At 66.6% G+C, this 19,452-nt stretch carries 15 protein-coding genes; all 15 read left to right on the top strand.

Annotated elements, in window-relative coordinates:
• The 15 genes from BJY20_RS06600 (at position 1) to BJY20_RS06530 (ending at position 19,430) form a co-directional block, all read left to right on the top strand.
• The gene (locus tag BJY20_RS06600; protein WP_185990795.1) at positions 1 to 1,578 is read left to right on the top strand and encodes an ABC transporter ATP-binding protein; all 1,578 of its coding nucleotides are present in this window, start codon (positions 1 to 3) and stop codon (positions 1,576 to 1,578) included.
• Between the two features lie 77 nt (positions 1,579 to 1,655).
• Complete coding sequence (locus tag BJY20_RS06595) at positions 1,656 to 2,681, top strand: ABC transporter permease subunit (RefSeq protein WP_221935256.1); 1,026 nt, start codon at positions 1,656 to 1,658, stop codon at positions 2,679 to 2,681.
• Positions 2,678 to 3,610 carry an ABC transporter permease gene (locus BJY20_RS06590; RefSeq protein ID WP_185990793.1) on the top strand — a complete coding sequence of 311 codons (933 nt, stop codon included), beginning with the start codon at positions 2,678 to 2,680 and terminating at the stop codon, positions 3,608 to 3,610. Before BJY20_RS06595 ends, BJY20_RS06590 begins: the two co-directional genes overlap by 4 nt.
• Before the next feature lie 290 nt (positions 3,611 to 3,900).
• The gene (locus BJY20_RS06585) at positions 3,901 to 5,229 is read left to right on the top strand and encodes a uracil-xanthine permease family protein (RefSeq protein WP_246297122.1); all 1,329 of its coding nucleotides are present in this window, start codon (positions 3,901 to 3,903) and stop codon (positions 5,227 to 5,229) included.
• Positions 5,226 to 6,113 (top strand): FAD binding domain-containing protein, encoded by an 888-nt coding sequence (locus BJY20_RS06580; RefSeq protein WP_185990791.1) that lies wholly within the window; start codon positions 5,226 to 5,228, stop codon positions 6,111 to 6,113. The genes BJY20_RS06585 and BJY20_RS06580 overlap by 4 nt, the downstream gene beginning before the upstream one ends.
• Positions 6,110 to 6,622 (top strand): (2Fe-2S)-binding protein, encoded by a 513-nt coding sequence (locus BJY20_RS06575; RefSeq protein WP_185990790.1) that lies wholly within the window; start codon positions 6,110 to 6,112, stop codon positions 6,620 to 6,622. Before BJY20_RS06580 ends, BJY20_RS06575 begins: the two co-directional genes overlap by 4 nt.
• Positions 6,619 to 9,024, top strand: coding sequence for an aerobic carbon-monoxide dehydrogenase large subunit (cutA, locus tag BJY20_RS06570; RefSeq protein WP_185990789.1), 2,406 nt, complete (start codon positions 6,619 to 6,621; stop codon positions 9,022 to 9,024). The genes BJY20_RS06575 and cutA overlap by 4 nt, the downstream gene beginning before the upstream one ends.
• Positions 9,021 to 9,674, top strand: coding sequence for an SRPBCC domain-containing protein (locus BJY20_RS06565; RefSeq protein WP_185990788.1), 654 nt, complete (start codon positions 9,021 to 9,023; stop codon positions 9,672 to 9,674). The genes cutA and BJY20_RS06565 overlap by 4 nt, the downstream gene beginning before the upstream one ends.
• 14 nt (positions 9,675 to 9,688) lie before the next feature.
• The gene (locus tag BJY20_RS06560; RefSeq protein WP_185990787.1) at positions 9,689 to 11,104 is read left to right on the top strand and encodes an amidase; all 1,416 of its coding nucleotides are present in this window, start codon (positions 9,689 to 9,691) and stop codon (positions 11,102 to 11,104) included.
• A gap of 110 nt (positions 11,105 to 11,214) precedes the next feature.
• On the top strand, positions 11,215 to 13,311 hold the full coding sequence (locus tag BJY20_RS06555) for a hydantoinase/oxoprolinase family protein (protein WP_185990786.1): 2,097 nt from the start codon (positions 11,215 to 11,217) through the stop codon (positions 13,309 to 13,311).
• On the top strand, positions 13,308 to 15,248 hold the full coding sequence (locus BJY20_RS06550; protein ID WP_185990785.1) for a hydantoinase B/oxoprolinase family protein: 1,941 nt from the start codon (positions 13,308 to 13,310) through the stop codon (positions 15,246 to 15,248). The genes BJY20_RS06555 and BJY20_RS06550 overlap by 4 nt, the downstream gene beginning before the upstream one ends.
• Entirely contained in the window at positions 15,248 to 16,042 is a 795-nt protein-coding gene (locus BJY20_RS06545) for an SDR family oxidoreductase (protein WP_185990784.1), read from the top strand. Before BJY20_RS06550 ends, BJY20_RS06545 begins: the two co-directional genes overlap by 1 nt.
• An 83-nt stretch (positions 16,043 to 16,125) precedes the next feature.
• Positions 16,126 to 17,064, top strand: coding sequence for a carbamate kinase (locus tag BJY20_RS06540; RefSeq protein WP_185990783.1), 939 nt, complete (start codon positions 16,126 to 16,128; stop codon positions 17,062 to 17,064).
• Between the two features lie 41 nt (positions 17,065 to 17,105).
• On the top strand, positions 17,106 to 18,212 hold the full coding sequence (gene bar, locus BJY20_RS06535; protein ID WP_185990782.1) for a barbiturase: 1,107 nt from the start codon (positions 17,106 to 17,108) through the stop codon (positions 18,210 to 18,212).
• A gap of 6 nt (positions 18,213 to 18,218) precedes the next feature.
• Positions 18,219 to 19,430, top strand: a complete 1,212-nt coding sequence (locus BJY20_RS06530) for a CaiB/BaiF CoA transferase family protein (RefSeq protein ID WP_343062797.1) — start codon at positions 18,219 to 18,221, stop codon at positions 19,428 to 19,430.
• The last annotated feature ends 22 nt before the right edge of the window (positions 19,431 to 19,452 follow it).

Here is a 19,452-nt window from a genome sequence, read left to right as displayed (position 1 = left end):
ATGACTGTCGCGCACCCTCGGCTGAACATGGAGGCCGTTGAAAAGAGTTTCGGTCCGGTTCGTGCGCTGTCCTCTGTTGACCTGAAGGTTGAGGCCAACGAGGTCCACGGACTGCTCGGCGGCAACGGTGCAGGCAAAACGACACTCATGAACGTCCTTTACGGCTTGTACCGAGCCGAAGGCGGGACGATCAAGATCGATGGCGCAACGGTGGTCATCGACTCTCCGCGCGCTGCGCTCGAGGCCGGGGTCGGCATGGTTCACCAGACCTTTCTCCAGATCGACACCTACACCGTGCTGGAGAACATTGTCCTGGGAACGAGCGAGACCGGCAGTGCCTTCTCGATGGACCTGTCGGACGCTCGGTCGCGGGTCGTTGAACTCAGCGAGCACTTCGGGTTGTCGGTGGACCCTGACGTCGTCGTCGAGGACCTCCCCGTGGGTGTTCGTCAGCGAGTGGAGATCCTCAAGGCCCTCTATCGAGGGTCGAAAATCCTCATTCTCGACGAGCCGACGACCAACCTGACGCCCCAAGAGGTCGATGACCTTTTCGACTCGATTCGCACGATGGTCGATGAGGGTATGAGCGTCATTCTCATCACGCACAAGATCCGCGAGACCATGGGTGTGTGCGATCGGATGACGGTGATGCGCAATGGTAGGAATGTCGTCACTGTCGACAAGTCTGAGACTGATGCGGAGCAGCTCGCCTCGCTGATGGTCGGTGAATCAGTGGACACCCGTGAGTCGGACGTCGAAGCTGTCATCGGTCTGCAGGATGCAGTTGTCGCTCCCGAGAAGCTGCCAGTTGAAGTGAGTTCGCCCGGGTCGGGGCTCGCGGCTAGTGGCCTCGTCATCAACAATGATCATGGTGTCCGCTTGCTTGATGGCTTCGATCTCACTGTTCCCGAGGGTCAGATCCTAGGTGTGGCCGGGGTTGCCGGCAATGGTCAGGTTGAACTGGCTGAGGCATTGTCGGGGGTGCGCCCGATCGAAGAAGGGACCGTCACATTGGGCGGTACCGAACTCGCGGGCCAGGCAACAGCAAAGTGGCTCTCGGCCTTCGTGGCTTATGTGCCCGAGGACCGTCACCGTGACGGTATCCTCCCAACTTCCTCCATCACGGAGAACCTCCTCCTCGGCTCTCATCGGGATGCGGATGTCAAGAAATTCGGCCTCATCGACTGGGGGCAGGCGCGTCAGAGAGCGGCGGACGTGATCGAGCGGTTCTCCGTGCGGGCCAGTGGCCCCCAGGCGATGGCTGGGGACCTGTCCGGAGGCAACATCCAGCGGGTCATTCTCGCGCGAGCCTTCGCTCACCAGCCCAAACTCCTCGTGCTGCACAATCCCACCCGGGGGCTGGACATGGGCTCTACCCAGTTTGTGTACGAGCAGGTGCGTGCTGCGGCTTCCAAGGGCTGCGTCGTGCTGCTGTTGTCCGAGGACCTGGACGAGGTGATCGCGCTGTCCGATCGGATTGTCGCGCTCTACGCAGGTCGGCAGACCGGGGCTTGGAGCAGTGCAGCGGCAGACCCATACGACATTGGACGATCTATGACCGGATTGGCGCAGACATGACGACGCAGGCGGAAGAACTTCACCAAGGAGTCCCTCCTCCAACTCCACCGGAGGAATCGCAGCCACGGGGCAAGATCGTGGACCTGCTGGTCTGGACGGTGCTTCCCTACGTGTTGTCTGTCGTGGCCGCATTCGCTGTCGGCGCGCTCGTCATCTTGGCCCTGGGCCATGACCCGGTCAGGGCCTTGGAGTCGGTCCTGACTACCTCCTTCTCGACCAAGTTTGGCATCGTCGAAACGTTGCACAAATGGGTCCCCACCGTGCTGTGCGCTTTGGCGTTTACCATCCCGCTGGCTACAGGGAAGTTCAACATCGGCGCGGAGGGCCAGTTACTTGTGGGCGCTACCGCGGGCGTGGCCGTTGGCATCGTGTGGTCTGACCTTCCGATGGTTGCACTCCTGCCCGCAGTGCTGGTCGCAGGTGTGCTCGCCGGGGTCCTGTGGGCGGGGGTTGCCGCTTTCCTTCTGGTGCGATTCGGTGTCAATGAGATCCTCAGCACCGTTCTTTTGAATTTTGTGTCCTTCCAGATCGTCGACTACGTGGCCTCGCACGTGTGGCCGGACCGGGGAGCGGGCCACCCAGCTACGATCAGGGTGGGTGATGGTGCGCTTCTGCCGCATTTTGGTGCTGCGCCGAGCGTGCACCTCGGTGTATTGATCACGCTGGTCCTCTGCGTTGTTGTCGCTGTAGCCGTCCGCAGCACCTCCATGGGGTTCGAGATGCGTGCCGTGGGAGCGAATCTGCGTGCCTCACGAGTGCATGGTATTCGGACGTCACGTATGGCCGGCGCTGGTCTTGTGATCGGTGGCGGCATTGCTGGTCTGGCAGGCGCAATTGAGGTGGCGGGGGTCCACGGCAAGATGCTTGAAGGAATGTCCTCCAATTTCCTGATCCTCGGCATCATCGTCGGTCTGCTCGCACGCGGGAACAACTTCGCCGTCCTCTTCGTGGCATTCGGCATCTCCGTCCTCGAAGTGGGCGCGAGCTCGATGCAGCGCACGGCCCAGGTCCCAGCTGAAGTCGTGTTGATCATCGAGGCATTGATTCTGATCTTTGTCTTGCTTTCCGACGTCCTTCGTGCACGCTTGAGGAGCTCGCGATGAGTGCTGCTATTGATTTCCTCGCTCTGATGATCCCTGCCATGGTGCCGTTCCTCTTGGCCGCACAAGGAACTGTTATCAGCGGTCGAACTGGCGTGTTCAACGTGTCGCAGGAGGGCCTTATGGTTCTCGGTGCTTCGGTCGGCTTCCTCGTGAGCTTCAAGGTCGAGAGCAACACTGCAGGACTCGTCGCGGCGGCCGCCATTGGCGGGGTGTTCGGTCTGATCTTGGCCTACATGACAACTATGCTGCGGCTCGACCAGTTCGTCGTTGGGCTTGCCCTGTACTTTGCCTCGCTGGGGTTGGGCACCTTGCTCTACCGTGCCGTGGTAGGTGTGACTTTGGAACCACCGCTCATCCCAACTCTCGGGCAATACGCTATCCCGGGCCTGTCGAGCATTCCCTTCTTCGGTCCCGTCCTCTTTGATCATGACCTTGTCGTGTACTTCGCGTTCATCCTCTCCTTTGGTCTCTACTGGTTCATGTACCGGACGAATGCTGGGTTGCGGTTCCGTTCCGTCGGAGAAAGTCCCAAGTCGGCCGACAGTCTCGGGATCAACGTGATTTCCACGCGAATGTGGGCTGGTGTTGCTGGTGGTGCGCTAATGGCGATGGCAGGTGCATACCTGCCCATGGTCTACACCGGGACCTTCACCGAGGGCATGGTCGGCGGACGTGGATGGCTGGTCATTGCGTTGGCTTTCCTTGGTGGTTGGCGCCCGCAGTACGTCGTCGCGGGTGCGGCGTTCTTCGCAGGGATGGAAGTGCTGGCGTTGCGAGCGCAGGTCGCCGGTATTGGTATACCGCATCAATTCGTGCTGATGTTGCCGTACGTGGCAACACTCGTCGTCATGATGTTTGCCTTTCGGTGGGCTCGCCAGCCCAAGTACCTGGGACTTAACTACAACCGAGAGAGCCGCCTCTCAGGCTGATTCCCGCCACGATCGGCCGTTCAGGGATCCACCCAGCAGCGCGACAACGCGCTGCTGGGTGGATCCATGTGCCCAGCATGCTTGTGGATGTGAACTTTACATAGTATCGCCGACTCCCTTGTCACCAATCGCCAATGAGTCACGTGACGCCTCACACTAGGCTCTGGCTACTGCGGGGGTAACTTCCGCTCACGACCTAGGAGCTTTCAATGGCGAACATGTTCAAGTGGACGGTGGTCCACGGAGGCAAGACGCCTCCACCCGGAGAATCGGTGGGACCCCACGAGCGCATGAGCTGGGGACGCACCATCGGTATCGGTGCCCAGCACGTGGTCGCGATGTTCGGCGCGACCTTCGTCTTCCCGGTGGTCATGGGGCTCGACCCCAACCTCGCCATCCTCTTCTCGGGCTTGATGACGATCCTCTTCCTCGTCATCGTCAAGAACTGGGTCCCCAGCTACCTCGGCACCAGCGCTGCGTTCGTGGCCGTCGTCGCGGCGATCCGGTCGCAGGGCGGTGACTCGGCAGACGTCACCGGCGCGATCATGGCCGCTGGTGTCGTGATGCTGCTCGTCGGCGTGGGTGTCCACTTCGCCGGCCCGAGAATGCTGAAGAAGGTGTTGCCGCCTGCGGTCACCGGTGGCGTCGTGATGCTCATCGGATTCAACCTCGCTCCGGTGGTCGCCAACGTCTACTGGCCGCAGGATCAGTGGATCGCCATTCTGACCACGCTGTTCCTGGTGGTCGGTGCGGTGCTGTTCCCCGGCTTCTGGGCCCGTATCGCGGTCTTCCTCGGTCTGGTATTCGGCTTCGCCCTGTCCTGGATCACCGACCTGGTCTTCGGCCAGATCACCTCGGTCACCCCCACCAGCGGCGGTGAGGCCGTTGCCCACGACAGGGTCAACCTGGCGGGTCTGGGCGACGCAGCCTGGTTCGGGCTGCCCAGCGGGCAGCTGGCCGACGGCGTCTCGGCCATCCACGGGCCCAGCTTCTCGTTCGTCTTCGTCCTGCTGGCGCTGCCGGGTGTGATCGCCCTGATCGCCGAGAACACCGGCCACGTGCGGGCCATCGGTGAGATGACCGGCGACGACCTCGACCCCTACATGGGGCGGGCGCTGGGTGCCGACGGTCTGGCCACCGTTATCGCGAGCTCGGTCGGTGCCTCGCCGACGACGACGTACGCCGAGAACATCGGTGTCATGTCGGCCACGAGGATCTACTCGACGGCTGCCTACTACGTCGCCGCGATCGTGGCCATCATCCTCGGACTCGTGCCCAAGTTCGGTGTCATCATCAACGCCATCCCCGGCGGAGTCCTGGGCGGCATCACGGTCGTGCTCTACGGAATGATCGGTCTCATCGGCGCCAAGATCTGGGTGGACAACCGGGTCGACTTCGGCAACCCCGGCAACATCGTCCCGCTGGCGGCCGGCCTCATCGTCGGTATCGGTGACGTGACGCTGAAGATCACCGAGGACTTCCAGCTCGGCGGCATCGCCTTCGGCACCATCCTCGTCGTCGTCCTCTACCACTTGGTCAATCGCAAGGATGACTCCGTGGACTCGGCAGACCGCGACGACACCCGCACCATCGACGAATCGGACCCGACCTACACATGAAGCCAGCCCCCTTCCGATACGAACGCCCGGAGACCCTGGACCGGGCTCTGGCCGCTCTCGCGGCCGAGCCCGGGGCCAAGGTCCTCGCGGGCGGACAGAGCCTCATCCCGTTGATGTCGATGCGGCTGAGCTCCGTGCCCCTGCTCATCGACATCAACGGGCTGTCGGACCTGGCCCACATCACCGTTGACGAGACGGGGGTGAGGTTCGGCGCGATCGTGCGGCACAGCGACCTGCTGGAGCACGGTGGCGCGCGGGAGGTCCAGCCGCTGATCGCGGCGGCCCTGGCCCACGTGGCCCACCCCACGATCCGCAACCGCGGCACCACGGTGGGCTCGATCGTCCACGCGGATGCCTCGGGCGAGATGCCGATGATCCTGTGCCTGACGGGTGGGAGCCTGACGGTGGCCTCGACGCAGGGACGGCGCGAGATCGCCGCGACCGACCTCTTCATCGGACCGTTGGAGACGAGCCTCGAGGCGGAGGAGATCGCCGTCGAGGCGTTCATGCCGGCGCTCGCCGCAGGCAGTGGCATCGCCTACGACGAGATCGCGCGCCGACACGGTGACTATGCGCTGTGCGGTGTCGGGGCGGTGGTGACCCTCGACGAGCAGGGACGGGTCACGCATGCCCGCACCGGGTACGTCTCGGTGTCGGAGACGCCGGTCATCGTCGACGTCACCGAGTGCTTCGACGAGGGGCAGGTCGACGAGCGGTCGCTGACTGCTGCCGGTGAGCTGGCCCTGGGGCAGCTCGACCCGGAGACCGACATCCACGGCACGTCCGACTACCGCGCGCAACTGGCGCGCTCGCTCACGGCTCGCGTGCTGCGGACGGCGCACGAGGACGCACGCGCCCGTGGGGCGCAGAAGGTGAGTGCATGAGCATGACCGATCCGATCAGTGAAGAGACCCACCCCGTCCGGCTACGGGTCAATGGCATCAGCTACGACATCGACATCCCGCCGCGACGTCTGCTGAGTGACGCCCTGCGTCACGACATCGGGTTGACCGGGACCCATGTGGGCTGCGAGCACGGCGTGTGCGGAGCCTGCACGATCCTCGTCGACGGCAAACCGACGCGAGCATGCCTGATGTTCGCGATCGGCGCCCAGGACGTGGAGATCACGACGGTCGAGGGGCTGACCCGTCAGGACGGCACCCTGGCGCCGGTGCAGCAGGCCTTCAAGGACTGCCACGGTCTGCAGTGCGGCTTCTGCACCCCCGGCTTCCTCACGACCATCGCCGCCGGGATCAGCGACAACCCCGACCCCGATCAGGAGCAGGCGCGCGAGATGATCGCCGGCAACCTGTGCCGGTGCACCGGGTACCAGAACATCGTGGCCTCGGTGCTGCGCGCGGCGGAACTCCAGCGAGAGGAGGACGCATCATGACCACGAAGATGATGGGCGAGCGCGTCCCGCGGGTCGAGGACGACCGCCTGGTGACCGGCAATGGCCGCTACTCCGATGACCTGGTGCCCGGCGCCCTGGAGATGGCCGTCCTGCGCAGTCCGCATGCGCACGCGCAGATCGTCTCGATCGACGTCGAAGCGGTACTGGACCTCCACGGGGTGCATGCGGTCTACACCTACGAGGATCTGACCGGCGCCCTGGCCGAGCCGCTGCCGTTGCTCATCCCACACCCGACACTCACCCACGGGCGCACCCAGTACACGCTGGCCAAGGACGAGGTCAACTACGTCGGCGAGGCGATCGCCGTCGTCGTCGCCGACAACCGGTACATCGCCGAGGACGCGGTCGACCGCATCGAGGTCGAGTACAAGCTCCTGACTCCGGTCGTGGGTATCCCAGCGGCTCGCGCTGCGCGCGACCTGGTCCACGCGGACGTGCCGGCCAACAAGGCCGCCACGATGCACCAGTCCTTCGGTGACGCCGACGCGGCGATCGACGCGGCGCCCCATCGTCTGAGTCTGGACTTCACCATCGAGCGCAGTGCGTCGATGCCTCTGGAGGGGCGTGGGACGGTCGCCCGGTGGGATGAGGACCTGAACCGCATGAGCGTGTGGACCTCGACCCAGACGTCCACCGGAGTGCGCGCGGCCGTCGCGTCCAAGCTCGGCCTCGACCTCGGTCAGGTCGATGTGGTCACCCCCGACGTCGGCGGCGGATTCGGCGTCAAGATCATGCACCCGTGGCCCGAGGAACTGCTGGTCCCGATGGCTGCCAAGGCACTACGCCATCCGGTCAAGTTCATCGAGGACCGGCGTGAGCACTTCATCTCCGCTGCCCACGAGCGCGGCCAGGAGCAGCACATCGAGGTCGGATTCGATGACGAAGGGCGGATGCAGGGCCTCTCGGTGTACTTCTGGCACGACAACGGTGCCTACACCCCTTATGGCCTCATCGTCCCGATCATCACCTCGACCCAGCTGCTCGGGCCGTACAAGCCGCCGAACTACTCGGTGACCTTCGAGAGCCTGTACACCAACACGGTGATCGTCACCCCCTACCGCGGCGCCGGCAGGCCACAAGGCGTGTACGCGATGGAGCGCACGATGGATGCCATCGCCGCTCACCTGGGCAAGGACCGTGTCGCGGTGCGCGAGGCCAACTTCATCCAACCCGAAGACTTCCCGTACGCACAGGGCGATCTGCTCTTCCAGGATGGCCGGCCGCTGATCTACGACTCCGGCGACTACCCGGAGCTGATGAACAAGGCCAAGGCCCTCATCGACTGGGAGGACTTCGAGGCATATCGCGAGGAGGCACGAGCCGCTGGCCGCAAGGTCGGCATCGGGATCGCCTGCTACGTCGAGGGCACCGGTGTCGGACCCTACGAGGGCGGACACGTGCACGTCGAGACCACCGGCAAGGTCAAGGTCTCCACCGGTCTGACCAGCCAGGGGCAGGGCCACCAGACCGCGTTCGCGCAGATCGTCGCGGACGAGCTCGGGGTGCCCTTCGAGAGCGTCGAGGTGGTCACCGGTGACACCCGACGATCCCCGTACTCCGTGGGGACCTTCGCCTCCCGAGCGGCCGTCATGAGCGGCTCGGCCATCGCGTTGGCCGCTCGCAACGCACGGGAGAAGGCGTTGCGGATTGCTGCGGAGGCCCTCGAGGCCGACGTCGACGACCTGGAGATCGCCGACGGCATCGTTCGGGTCAAGGGCGCGCCGCAGAGCCAGATCGAGCTGGGCACGTTGGCCGTGCTCTCCAACCCGCTGCGCTACGCCTTCGACGAGGCATCCAGTGCCGCGACCCAGTTCGCGGTGGGTGACCCGAACAAGCCACCGGTCGATGAGGACGACGAGCCGGGGTTGGAGGGCAAGGACTACTACTCGCCGATGCGCTGCACCTTCGCCAGTGGGATCCACGCCGTGATCGTGGAGACCGATCCCGAGACCGCCGAGATCAAGATCCTGCGGTACGCGGTGGTCCACGACTGCGGCACGCTGATCAACCCGAAGATCGTCGAGGGACAGATCCACGGCGGCGTGGCCCAGGGCGTCGGTGGCGCCCTGTACGAACGGATGGCCTACGACGAGTACGGCCAGCTGCAGAACGCCTCGTTCATGGACTTCCTGATGCCCTACGTCACCGAGGTGCCCGACGAGATCGAGGTCGACCACCAGGAGACTCCTTCCCCGCTGAACCCGCTGGGGCTGAAGGGTGCCGGGGAGGCCGGGGTCATCCCCACCTCCGCGGTCTTCGCCTCTGCGATCGAGGACGCCGAGGGCTTCCCGATCACCGCGATGCCCATCTCCCCGTCGGAGCTGTACGCGCTGCGACTCGAACACGAACACGACAAAGACGTTGAAAGGCCCGCCAAGTGAAGCTTTCCGGATCAGCACAGCTCGAAGCCCCACCGGAGAAGGTCTGGGACGCACTGCTGTCGCCCGAGGTCCTCATCCGAACGATCCCCGGCTGTGAGTTGCTGGAGTCCACCGGGGAGAACGCCTACGCGTTGACCGTCACGGCCGGAGTGGCCTCGATCAAGGGCACCTACAAGGGGAAGGTGCAGCTGACTGATCTGGAGCCGCACTCCGCGTTGACGATGCGCGTCGACGCCGCCGGATCGGCCGGCACCATCGGTGTGACGGTCCTGGTGCGCTTCGAGCCCGGCGAGGGCGGGACCACCGCTCTCAGCTATGACGCCGATGCGGCCGTCGGCGGCATGGTCGGCGGAGTCGGTCAACGGATGCTGACCTCGGTCAGCAAGCGCCTGGCCGGAGAGTTCTTCGGTTCCATCAACAAGGTGCTCACGGGCACTGAGGCCCCGGCTGCGGTCGTCGAGCCCACGGCCGCGGGCGCCGAGACCCCTGCTGCACCGCAGCAGGTCGCCGGTGTGGGGGCCACCTACGCGCCTCCGGCGAAGGCTGCGCCGGCCGGGTCCACCGACGACTTCCTCAAGGGTGTCGTCGTGGGTGCCGCTGTCATGTTGGCAGGCGTCGTGGCGGGTGCGCTGACGTCGCGCCGCCGCTGAGAGAGGACGAGTCCATGAGTGAGCCCATCGACCACTTTTCCAGCGCGCGAGCGATGCGTGACGCGGTACGGGCCAAGGAGGTCTCTGCCCGGGAACTGCTCGAGCTCCACCTCGATCGCATCGAGCAGACCAATCCGCGCGTCAACGCCATCGTCAGCGCGGATCCCGAGCGCGCCCGGGCGGCAGCGGCGCAGGCGGACGAGCAGCTCGCCCGCGGCGAGGACGTGGGGCCGTTGCACGGACTGCCCTTCGCGGTCAAGGACACGCACGAGGTCGGCGGTTGGTTGTCGACGTCCGGGTCGCCGGTCCGCGCCGACCATGTGCCCGAGCGCGATGAACTGCTCGTCGAGCGGGTCAGGGCCGCCGGTGCGATCACCGTCGGGAAGACCAACACACCGGAGTTCGCGTCCGGATCCCATACCTTCAACCCGTTGTTCGGTACGACCTACAACCCCTACGACCTCAGTCGATCCGCCGGAGGGTCGAGCGGGGGTTCGGCCGCGGCCCTGGCCAGCGGCATGGTCCCGCTCGCCGATGGCAGTGACATGGGCGGTTCGCTGCGCAACCCGGCGTCGTTCTGCAATGTCGTCGGGATGAGGCCCTCGTTCCAGCGGGTGCCGCAGTGGCCCAACCCCAATCACTGGGAGGCGATCTCGGTGCAGGGGCCGCTGGCTCGCAGCGTCGACGACCTGGCCCTGCTGCTGTCCGTCATGGCGGGGCCCACCGAACGGGTACCGATCTCCCAGCAGGCGCCGGGGGAGGTCTTCGATGTGATCGACCCGATCGATCTCGGCGACCTGCGGATCGCGATGTCGATCGACCTGGGTGGCGCCTTCGAGGTCGATGCGGACGTGGCGGCGATCGTGCGGGCCCAGGGGGAGGCCCTCGAGCAGGCCGGCGCCCGGGTCGCTGAGACGGCGCCGGACCTGCGCGAGGCCGAGGACACCTTCCGCACGCTGCGGGCCTGGCACTTCCAGGCGTCCTACGGTCAGCTGCTGGCCGAGCATCCCGGGAAGTTCAAGGAGTCCTTGGCCGACAACATCCGCGCCGGCGAGGCGCTCACCGGAGCAGACATCGCCCGCGGGTACCGGCAGCGCTCGACCCTGGCCGAGCGGATGCGGCTGTTCTTCCAGGAGTACGACGCCCTGGTGCTGCCGGTCAGCCAGGTGCCGCCCTTCCCCGCCGACCAGGAGTACCCGGCCGACATCAATGGTCAGGTGCAGGAGACGTATCTGGACTGGATGCGCTCGGCTTTCCTCATCACGGTGACCGGGTGCCCGGCCATGTCGGTCCCAGCTGGATTCACCGCGCAGGGATGGCCGGTCGGACTGCAGATCGTGACATCTGCCAACAGTGAGCGACGGCTGTTGTCGATCGCTCACGCCTATGAGCGTCTGACCAATGTCGGAGCCCGACGCCCCACGCTGTAGTTGTCGATAAATGACAGCAATACTACGATTCGTCGTCATTTCCTGTCATGGCTTGTCGCATGCTGACGCGATGAAATGTGACGGCAACGACACAACCAGGAGGCCCACAGGTGCCACGCGACAGCCATATCAGGATCGGGATCGACACGGGCGGGACGTTCACGGACGTCGTCGCCTTCGATGAGTCCACCGGGACGACGATCACGACGAAGACCCCTTCGACGCCGGGGGATCCGGCCGACGGCTTCTTGGCCGGGATCTCCAAGGTGCTGGAGACGCTCGCCCTCGACGTCAGTTCACTCAGTGCCATCAGCCACGGCACGACCGTGGCCACGAACCAGTTGCTCGAGGGCAAGATCGAGCGGATGGGCTTCATCACCAACACCGGCTACGAGTCGGTGCTGGAGATCGCCCGCCAGTCCGTGCCCGACGGGTATGGCAACTCCTACTTCTGGGTCAAGGACGAGCGGATCGTCCCGCGACACCTGGTCAAGGGCGTCACGGGACGGATGGACTACACCGGGGCGGAGATCGCCCCCTTCGACGAGGAGCAGGCCCGCGAGGTGGCTCGCTGGTTCCGCACGCACGAGGTGAACACGCTCGGCGTCTGCCTCATGCACTCCTACGCCAACCCAGCCCATGAGCAGCGGATGCGCGAGATCCTCGCCGAGGAGCACCCGGAGGCGATCATCTCGGTCTCCTCCGAGGTGCTGCGCGAGTACCGCGAGTACGAGCGTTCGATGACCACCCTCGTGGACGCTGCGGTCAAGCCGAAGCTCTCGCGCTACGTCGACAACATCAAGAACCGCCTGGACGAGCTCACCTCCGAGGGCGCGGGCGCGGTGCCCTTCTACGTGATGAAGTCCAACGGTGGCGTGCTCAGTGCCGACGAGGTCGTCCACCAGCCGATCACGACGGTGCTGTCCGGCCCGGCGGCCGGCGCGCTCGGTGCAGCCATGATCGGGGAGATCGCGGGCTTCGACCGTGTCCTCACCTGCGACGGCGGTGGTACCTCCACGGACGTCTCGGTCGTCATCGACGGTGAGCCCACCCTGACCACCGAGGGTTCCGTCGGGGTGTTCCCGAGCAAGATCCCGATGATCGACGTCGTCACGGTTGGTGCCGGGGGTGGCTCCATCGCCTCCCTCTCTCCCGAGGGCACCCTCAAGGTCGGTCCTGCCTCGGCAGGTGCCGACCCGGGGCCGGTCTGCTACGGCAACGGGGGCACCGAGGTGACGATCACCGACGCACACGTGGTCCTGGGACGCATCCCGGCGCACCTGCTCGGCGGCGAGATCGGCCTGGATGTCGACAGCGCCCGCGTGGCCCTGACGCGGCTGGCCGAGACCCTCGACATGTCGGTCGAGGACTGCGCCACCGGGGTCCTGGAGATCTCGGCATGGAACCAGGCGAACGCGCTTCGGCAGATCACCGTCAAGCGCGGCCTGGACGTGCGCGACTTCGCGCTGACCACCTTCGGTGGCTCGGGTTCGCTGCTCCTGTGCCGCCTGATGGACATCCTCGACATCTCCACGGTGCTGGTCCCCCTGAACCCCGGGAACCTCTCCGCCTTCGGGCTGCTGACCGTCGACGTGAAGAACGACTACGTGCAGACCTCGGTCACCTTGCACGACTCCATCCAGGTCGACCAGCTGGCCTCGATCTACGACGAGCTGGGCGAGCGGGCGGTCGACGCCCTGACCCGAGAGGGCTTCGCCCCCGAGACCCACCAGCTCGTGCGCACTGCCGACCTGCGCTACTTCGGCCAGGCCTTCGAGGTGCGGGTGGCCGTTGATGACGGACCGATCACTCGTGAGCTGGTGGACGCGGTCGCCCAGCGCTTCCACGCCGAGCACCGTGCCCTGTACGGCTACGACTTCGACGGCAACCCGGACCAGCAGGTCGAGTGGGTGAACCTGCGGGTGTCGGGCATCGGCCCCATCCAGCGGCCGGAGCTGCTCCGGGAGGAACTGCAGGAGAACCCGCGGTCCGAGCCGATTTCACACCGACAGGTCTGCTTCGACGCCACCCTCGGGCGCGTCGAGACGCCGGTGTACTGGCGCGAGGACCTCGCCCCCGGGACCACGCTCGCCGGGCCGGCGATCATCGAGGAGTTCGGCTCCACCGTGCCCATCCACCCCGGCTTCGTCGTTCGCGTCGACGAGTACCGGAACATCATTGTGACCCGCGAAGGAGCCGACTCATGACCACCTCGAGGCTTGCCCCGACCGACTTCCCCTTCGACTCGCTGACTCCCGACTCCGGCGCGGGCGCCGACCCGGTTCTCGTGGAGATCGTCCAGGGCAGCCTGGCCGCCGTGGAGATGGAGGTGGAGACCGCGATCGGACGCACATCGCGCTCACCGATGATCCGCGACGCCCATGACTTCCGGGCCGGTATCCACGACCGCAAGATGCGCAAGCTCACCGGTCGCTCGTACAGCGCCCTGGTCCACCCCGTGGCACGCGACTTCCCGCTCGAGGAGATGGTGCCGGGCGACGTCTTCTTCCACAACGACGTCTACGAGTCCGAGGGAGGCATCGGACACCTGCCGGACCTGTGCGTCACGGTGCCGGTCTTCCACACCTCTGCGCAGGGCGGCAAGCCCGAGGTGGTGGCCTTCGTGCAGGCCTTCGGGCACCACGACGACATCGGCGGTGCCGTGCCGGGTTCCATGCCCAGTGGTGCCACGAGCGTCTACGAAGAAGGCCTGATGGTCCCGCCGATCAAGCTGTGGGACGCGGGTACGCCGGTCCAGTCCGCGCTGCGGATCATGACGCGCAACTCGCGTATGCCCGAGGCGCTGGCCGCCGACCTGGATGCCGAGTGCTCGGCCTGCCTGATGGGGGCACAGCGCTTGGGCGAGTTGTTCGACCGCTACGGCCGTGAGTCGGTCGAGTCCGCCTTCGACGCGATCATCGACAACACGACGAAGACCTACCGCCGAGAGATCCTCAGCCAGATCCCGGTCGGGACGTGGGTGTGGGAGGACTACGCCGAGCACGACGGGGTCGACGAGCCGAAGCTGCACACGCAGCGGATCACACTGACGAAGACTGCGGCCGACGACCCGGAGGGGGAGCGCCTGATCTTCGACTTCGCCGGGACATCACCCCAGGCGAAGGGCCCGATCAACCACTGCGGCGACTACTCCGACGGCGTTTTCCTGAAGAAGTGGCTCGCGCCCATCCTGCGGAACCTGGCGGAGACGCCCGAGCGGATGGCCGAGCTCGACGTCAACGAGGGCATCGTGCCGCTCATCGAGATGCGCTTCCCGCCGAAGGGGACGCTCCTCACCCCGGAGTTCCCGGCACCGACCAACGCGAGGACCTTCGTCATCCTGCGCCTGCTCGGGGTGCTCTCCGGGGTGATCGCCAAGGCCGTCGACGGTCGGATGCCGGCGGACCAGGAGACCATCCGGTACACGGGTGTCTACGGCAAGGACCTCGAGGACCGCTCCTACCTCATGCGCGAGGTGCTGGGCGGCGGGTCCGGTGGTCGGTACTACGCGGACGGTGAGGACACCATCCACGTCGTCCCGGACTCGCGCAACCTGCCGACGGAGTTCACGGAGTCGCGCTTCCCGTTCATCGTCGAGAGTCTCGGTCTGGCCGTGGACTCCGGAGGCGCGGGCCAGTTCCGTGGCGGGCTGGGCTACGAGAAGCGTCTGCGGATGCTCAAGGACGCGCACTTCATGTCCATCGCCGACCGTTCCATCCTCGCGTGCTGGGGGGTCAAGGGCGGCAAGGCCGGATCCCCCTTCCAGGTGATCATCAACCCGGACACGCCGCAGGAGCGACGGGTCGACGCGCTCGCCGACGACGAGTTCGTGGCCGCCGGGGAGGTGATCTGCATCCGCACCACCGGTGGTGGTGGCTGGGGTGACCCGCTCGAGCGTGACCCCGACCTCGTGGTGCGCGATGTGACGTGGGCCAAGGTCTCCACCGATGCGGCACTGGATGACTACGGCGTCGTCCTGACCGGGTCGGTCCGGACCGATGACCTCGCCCACGACGCGGACGCGACCGAGCGTGAGCGCCAGCGGATCCGCGACGCTCGGCCCGAGGAGCCGTTCTTCGACCGCGGCCCGGGGTACGAGCGGCTCAGCGGCGGCAGCCTCAGCGCCGAGGTCGACTGGCTCTGATGTCGACGCACGCCGAGGTCGCCGTACTCGGCGGCCGGGGAAAGACCGGTCGTGCGGTGATCTCGGCGCTCCAGGGCGCGGGCAGCAGTGCCCGCGCCCTGGGCCGCGCCGAGATGGCCGACCTGCCCGCAGCCCTGTCCGGCTGCCGTGCGCTCTACCTGATGGCGCCAAACATGGCGGCTGATGAGCCGGGGCTGGCGCGTGCTGTGCTGGACGCCGCCCGCGCCGCCGGGGTCACCCGCGTCGTCCACCACTCGGTGGCTGCTCCCTACGCCCCGGACATGCCCCACCACCTCAACAAGGCCGTGGTGGAGGACCTCGTGCGACGCAGCGGCGCCGACTGGACCATCCTGCAGCCCTGCGCCTACATCCAGAACGTGCTGCCCGGGCTGCAGGGTGAGCGCCCGGCCATCGACATCGCCTACGACCCGGACCGCGTCTTCGGACTCGTCGATCTCGAGGACGTGGCGCAAGCGGCAGCCACGGTGCTGCTTGCTGATGAGCACGTCGGGGCGACGTACGAGCTCGGCGGACCGGACCAGGTCAGCATGCGCACCGTCGCGGCGATCGCCGAGGAGGTCCTGGCGAGGCCGGTCCGGTTGGGTCGGCTCACGACCGGGCAGTGGTCGGCCGGACCAGGAGCCGACCTCGACCCGCGCGAGCGGGAGTGGCTGCTGGCGATGTTCTCGTACTACGACGCCTACGGATTGCCCACTGGGGGCGGCCCGTTGAGGGCCCTGCTCGACCACCCGCCGAGCGACGTCGGGACAGTCCTACGACGGGAACTGGCCTGATTGTCACGTGCTGCCCCACAGCGCATTGAATACGTGGGGTATTGACAATGCACGGTCGTGGGTCGGCTCGTAAGGTTCATCACATGCGCTTCGTGATTGCTCTGGGCGGTAACGCCATGACCTCCCCGGACGGCAGTGCTCGGCCCGAGGACCAGCGGTCGGCCATCCGTCAGGCGGCCGGACCGATCGTCGATCTGGTCGCGGCGGGTCACGAAGTCCTCGTGACGCACGGCAACGGACCGCAGGTCGGCAACCTGCTGGTGAAGAACGAGCTCACCGCAGCGCACGTCCCGCCCGTCCCCCTCGACTGGTGCGGTGCCCAGACCCAGGGGACCATCGGGATGCTCCTCATCAATGCCCTGGACGAGATCCTCGCGGCGCGCGACATCGCCAAGCGCAGCGCCGCCCTCGTCTCCCGCACGCTCGTTGACCCGGGTGACGCACACTTCATCGATCCGACCAAGCCGATCGGTCGCTACCTCGGTCAGGACGAGGCGCAGCCCTTGATCGAGCAGGGGCAGCACTTCATCGAGGTGCCCGATCGGGGATGGCGCCGCGTCGTGGCCTCCCCCGCCCCGGTGGAGAGCCTGGACAGTCCGGCCGCCGACGCGCTGATGACGGCGGGCTTCGTCGTCGTCTGCTCCGGAGGAGGCGGGATCCCGACGTTGAAGGACTCCGACGGGGTCTACTCGGGCGCCGAAGCCGTCATCGACAAGGACCTGACGGCCGCGCTGATCGCCCAGCAGGTGGGTGCCGACTACCTCGTGATCGCCACTGACGTCGAGGCCGTCGTCGCTGACTGGGGGACCCCCTCGGCCCGGCCGATCGGTGAGGTCACGGCCGGGCAGATGCGCGAGATCGCGGCAGACCAGGGCTTCGCGTCCGGGTCGATGGGCCCCAAGGTCGACGCGGTGACCGCCTTCGCCGAGTCCGGCACGGGGACCGGCGTCATCACCTCCCTCGAGCGCATCACTGCGGCCATCGAGGGGCGGGCAGGCACGCGGGTCGTCCGCGCCGCATAGCCCACCACGAACCACAGTCACCACTACGGAAGGAACTGCCAGTGCCGTCAGCAATCGAAGTTCGCAAGGTCCCGATCCACTCCGTGGCCGACGCCAGTGAGCTCGCCAAGCTCATCGACGACGGTGTCATGGAAGCCGATCGCGTCATCGCCATCATCGGCAAGACCGAGGGCAACGGTGGAGTCAACGACTACACCCGGATCATTGCCGACCGCGCGTTCCGTGAGGTCATCCAGGAAAAGGGCACCCGTCCGATGGAGGACGTGCGCCAGATCCCGATCGTGTGGTCCGGTGGCACCGATGGTGTCATCAGCCCCCACGCCACGATCTTCGCGACGCTGCCCGAGGAGAAGACGACCACGACCGACGAGCCGCGGCTCAGCGTGGGCTTCGCCATGAGCGATCAGCTGCTGCCCGAGGAGATCGGCCGCACGCCGATGATCGAGAAGGTTGCCGTTGCGGTCAAGGAGGCCATGGGCCAGGCCGGCATCACCGACCCCGCGGATGTGCACTACGTCCAGACGAAGACTCCGTTGCTGACGATCGACACCATCCGTGACGCCAAGAGCCGCGGCAAGACGGTCTGGACCGACGACACCCTGAAGTCGATGGATCTGTCCAACGGCGTCACCGCTCTCGGTATCGCCGTCGCGCTCGGTGAGATCGAGATGCCCACCGACGCAGACGTGCTGGAGAACCGCGACCTCTACTCGGCCGTCGCCTCCTGTTCCTCCGGTGTCGAGCTGGACCGGGCGCAGATCGTCGTGGTCGGCAATGCCCGGGGCGTCGGCGGCAACTACCGCATCGGCCACTCGGTCATGGACGACGCCCTGGACGCCGATGGCATCTGGGACGCGATCAAGGACGCCGGTCTCGAGCTGCCTGAGCGTCCGCGCCCGTCGGACCTGGACGAGCGCCTGGTCAATGTCTTCCTCAAGTGCGAGGCCAGCCAGAACGGCTACGTGCGAGGACGGCGCAATGCCATGCTGGACGACTCCGACGTCCACTGGCACCGTCAGATCAAGGCCGCGGTCGGCGGTGTGACTTCGGCGGTGACCGGTGACCCGGCCGTGTTCGTGTCGGTCTCTGCCGCCCACCAGGGACCCGAGGGCGGCGGTCCGGTCGCGGCGATCGTGGACCTGGGCTGAGCGAGCGTGACTGACGGCGACACCACCGCGGGCACGGCGGGCGCCGGGCCATTGGACGGGACCCTGGTCCTGGACATGACCCGGGCGCTCGCCGGGCCCCATGCGGGCATGATGCTGGGTGACCTCGGCGCCCGGGTGATCAAGATCGAGAGTCCGACCGGTGACGACAGCCGCGGGTGGGGCCCGCCCTTCCTGGGCGAAGGGGATGAGCGTGAGTCGACGTACTTCATGTCGGCCAACCGCAACAAGGAGTCCATCACCCTCGATCTGAAGTCCGAGGACGACCGCGACCTGATGACCCGTCTGGTGCGCCGCGCCGACGTGTTGATGGAGAACTTCCGGGTCGGTGTCCTGGCCCGGCTCGGGTTCAGCGTCGAGCACCTGCACGAGCTCAACCCCGGGTTGGTGATCCTGTCGATCACCGGCTTCGGCCACGACGGCCCCGAGGCCAGCCGCGCCGGATACGACCAGATCGCGCAGGGCGAGGCAGGACTGATGAGCCTGACCGGCATCGATGAGCCGACGAAGGTCGGCGTGCCGATCGCGGACCTGTTGGCGGGGATGAACGGAGCCTTCGGGACGGTCGCCGCGCTCTACGAGCGTGAGCGCACCGGACGCGGACGCGTCGTGCGTACATCCCTCATCGCGAGCATCATCGGGATCCACGCCTTCCAGGGCACGCGGTGGACCGTCGGTGGGGAGGTGCCCGGATTGTCCGGCTCGCACCACCCGTCGATCGCGCCCTACGGGTTGTTCCACACCGCCACGTCGCCCATCCAGCTGTCGTGCGGTTCGGAGACGCTGTGGCAGCGGTTCGCCCCGGCACTGGGCCTCGACGCCGACGAGGCGCGGTTCGCGACGAACGGCGACCGGGTCGCGCACAAGGACGAGCTCATCGAGGTACTCGGGGCCATCTTCGCCGAGAAGCCGGCCGAGCACTGGCTCGAGTTGCTCACCGAAGCCGGTATCCCCTCGGGCAAGGTCCGCACCATCGACGAGGTCTACGACTGGGACCAGGTGATCTCCCAGGGGCTGAAGGTCGAGGTGGACCACGCGACGAAGGGGCGCCTGGCCCTTCCGGGTCCGGTGCTGCGGTTGGACGACAACGACTATGCCGGTGCGCGACGCGAGCACATCGCGCCGCCGACCCTGGGTCAGCACAACGAGTCCATCCGTCGCTGGCTCGACGAGACCGAGGCCGACGGACCGGGCCGATAGCAGGTGGGATGTCGTAGCGTGG

This window comes from Janibacter cremeus (genome assembly GCF_013409205.1).
Lineage (GTDB): Bacteria > Actinomycetota > Actinomycetes > Actinomycetales > Dermatophilaceae > Janibacter > Janibacter cremeus.
Note: the sequence above shows the minus strand (reverse complement) of the source record. Positions and strands in the feature narration are given on the sequence as shown.